Below are 2,481 nucleotides of genomic sequence, written 5' to 3'. Positions count from 1 at the left end.
AATCTGCAAGGCGCCGATGACGATCAGCGGCGGCGCGCGGTGCGGGCGTAGTAGGCCCACTCCAGCACCACCAGCGTTGCCATCACGTTGAAGATGCCCTTGCCCAGATACGCCAGGATCAGCATCGACACCAGGATCGATGGGAACGACAGCACCAGGTCGGCCAGACGCATCAGCAGCGCGTCGACCTTACCGCCGGCATATGCGGCCAGCAACCCTACCAGCGTGCCGATCACGCCGGCCAGCAAGGCCGAACCGACGCCGATGCCGACACTGATGCGCAAGCCGTACAGGATGCCGGAATACAGATCGCGCCCCTGTCCGTCCGTGCCCAGCCAGTAGGTGTAGGTGCCGAGACCGTTGACGGTGCCGGGCGGCAGGCGCGCATCGAGCACGTCCAGTTGCATCAGGTCATAGGGATTCTGCGGCGTCAGCCACGGTGCGGCCAGTGCAGCGAACATCAGCAGCGCGGCGACGCCGAGGCCGAACATCGCGGTCCTGGACGCCAGGAAACTGCGCAAGACACCGCGCCATGGCGATTCGCGACGCGGCGGCTGGAATGCCGACAAGGCGGCAACTTTGGCGCGTACTTCCTGCTGCGTCATTGGTGTTGCTTTGTTGATGGATTCGCTCATGCGGCCACCTCGGCTTCTACCCGGACGCGCGGATCCAGCACTTTATAGAGCACGTCGACGATCAGGTTGAGCGTCACGAACAGGCAGACGATCACCATCATGTAAGCCACGATGACGGGACGATCAAGCGCGTTGATGCTGTCGAGAATCAGCTTGCCGGAACCGGGCCAGGCGAAGATGCTTTCGGTCACCACCGCAAACGCGATGGTCGAGCCGAACTCCAGCCCCAGGATCGTCACCAGCGGAATCAGCGTATTGCGCAGCACGTACATCAGCACCACGCGCAACGGCGCGAGGCCCTTGGCGCGTGCGAACTTGACGAAGTCCATCGGCAGCACTTCACGCACGTTGGCGCGCGTGAGGCGGATCACCAGCGATATCTTGAACAGCGACAGGTTGAGCGCCGGCAGGATCAGGTGGCGCAAGCCGTCAACCGTCAGCCACGACCATTGCACGCCGAACAGCCCGGCCGTCTCGCCGCGCCCGCCCGACGGCAGCCAGCCCAGCGAAACACTGAAGGCCATGATCAGCATCAGGCCGATCCAGAACGTCGGCAGCGAAAAGCCGAGGATACTGCCGGTCATGACCATGCGCGAGAAGATATTTTCCGGAAACAGGCCCGCCAGCAGGCCCAGCGGAATACCGATCAGCACCGCCAGGATCAGCGCCGCGAAGGCCAGCTCCAGCGTCGCCGGCAGCCGTTGGAAAATCAGTTTGATGGCCGGCTCGTTGTAGACGAAGCTGTTGCCGAGATTGCCGTGCAGTGCGCTGTTGAGGAAGGCCAGGTATTGACGCCAGATCGGTTGATCGAAACCGAGTTCCTTGATGATGCGCAGGCGATCGACCTGGTCGACGTCGGGACCGATCAGCGTGTCGACCGGATTTCCGATCATGTGCAGGCCGAAGAAGACGATCACCGTCATCAGCAGCAGCACCGCGAGCGCCTGCAGGACGCTGCGCAAGATTGCGCCGCTCATCGCTTCAGCCCTTCACGCTCTTCGGCGGTCGGCTCGGACGGCGTCCATTCGTCGCCGACCAGTTCCGGCTCGGCGTAGTCCTGCAGGTTGCGGTAATGCGTCTCGACGTCTTCGCCGTACAGCAGCGACGCGATGCCCTGCGCCAGCCGCTGCGCGCCGTCGCTGATCGCCGGGATGTCGCCCGACAGCGTGCCGTGGGTGATCGTGGCGGGATAGCAGAAGCAATGGATGCGCTCCAGCCCAGGCAAGCCGCCCGGCTGTTTTTGCTGGAATTCGAACACCGGTCCCAGGTAGGGCGAGTCGGCCAGCTCCTGGTCTTCTTCGCCGGCGGGCGGGGTGTAACGGTCGCTCCAGTTGAGGATGTGCGGGGCGATGTCCCTGAATTCGCGGCGCAGGCTCCAGTCGATCTTGAAGCCAGTGGAGAAGAACAGGAAATCCAGCTCCAGCGGGCCGCGATTGGTGTGCAGCAGCAGCGCGCCATCTGGCTGGATCTGCACCGACTCGATCGCCGTGCCCAGCAGGAAGCGCGCATTGGCAAAGCGCGAGACGCGGCGGGTGCTGCCCGAGGGCGGCGGCACCTGCTGCGCATTGACGTAATGGCGGATGCGCCATTTCCATTCATCCGGCAAATTCAGGTGACCGCTGGTCAGGCCGGGATTGCCCGAGCCCTTGCCCTTGTTGATGCGCGGCAGTTCGGTGCGACGGATCAGGATGTCGACGCGTTCGGCGCCTGCCTCCAGCGCCGTTCCCGCACTGTCCATCGCCGACGAACCGGCGCCGATGATGCCGACCCGTTTGCCTGCCAGCTTGCCGTAATCCATGTCGTCCGACGAATGCGCCCACAAGGCACGCGGCAGGCTGTCCGCGCT

2 protein-coding genes and 1 pseudogene are annotated in these 2,481 nt (G+C 64.1%); all 3 read right to left on the bottom strand.

Features of this window, described 5'->3' with window-relative positions:
* Positions 1–32: 32 nt before the first annotated feature.
* A pseudogene (locus HLUSI_RS27800) lies at positions 33–605 on the bottom strand (ABC transporter permease); the annotation flags it as partial.
* A 26-nt stretch (positions 606–631) separates the two neighbouring features.
* Complete coding sequence (locus HLUSI_RS0109230; RefSeq protein ID WP_016833697.1) at positions 632–1,612, bottom strand: ABC transporter permease; 981 nt, start codon at positions 1,610–1,612, stop codon at positions 632–634.
* Positions 1,609–2,481 (bottom strand): Rossmann-fold NAD(P)-binding domain-containing protein (locus HLUSI_RS0109225; protein ID WP_016833696.1); only part of this gene is annotated, 873 nt, incomplete at its 5' end. The genes HLUSI_RS0109225 and HLUSI_RS0109230, both read right to left, overlap by 4 nt.

The sequence above is a fragment of the Herbaspirillum lusitanum P6-12 genome, from assembly GCF_000256565.1.
Classification (GTDB): domain Bacteria; phylum Pseudomonadota; class Gammaproteobacteria; order Burkholderiales; family Burkholderiaceae_D; genus Herbaspirillum; species Herbaspirillum lusitanum.
This window is presented reverse-complemented; position numbering and strand designations above follow the sequence as displayed.

What these genes read in the sequence shown, in the direction of transcription:
- HLUSI_RS0109230 (WP_016833697.1), bottom strand. Translation starts at nt 1,612, where the DNA reads ATGAGCGGCGCAATCTTGCGCAGCGTCCTGCAGGCGCTCGCGGTGCTG.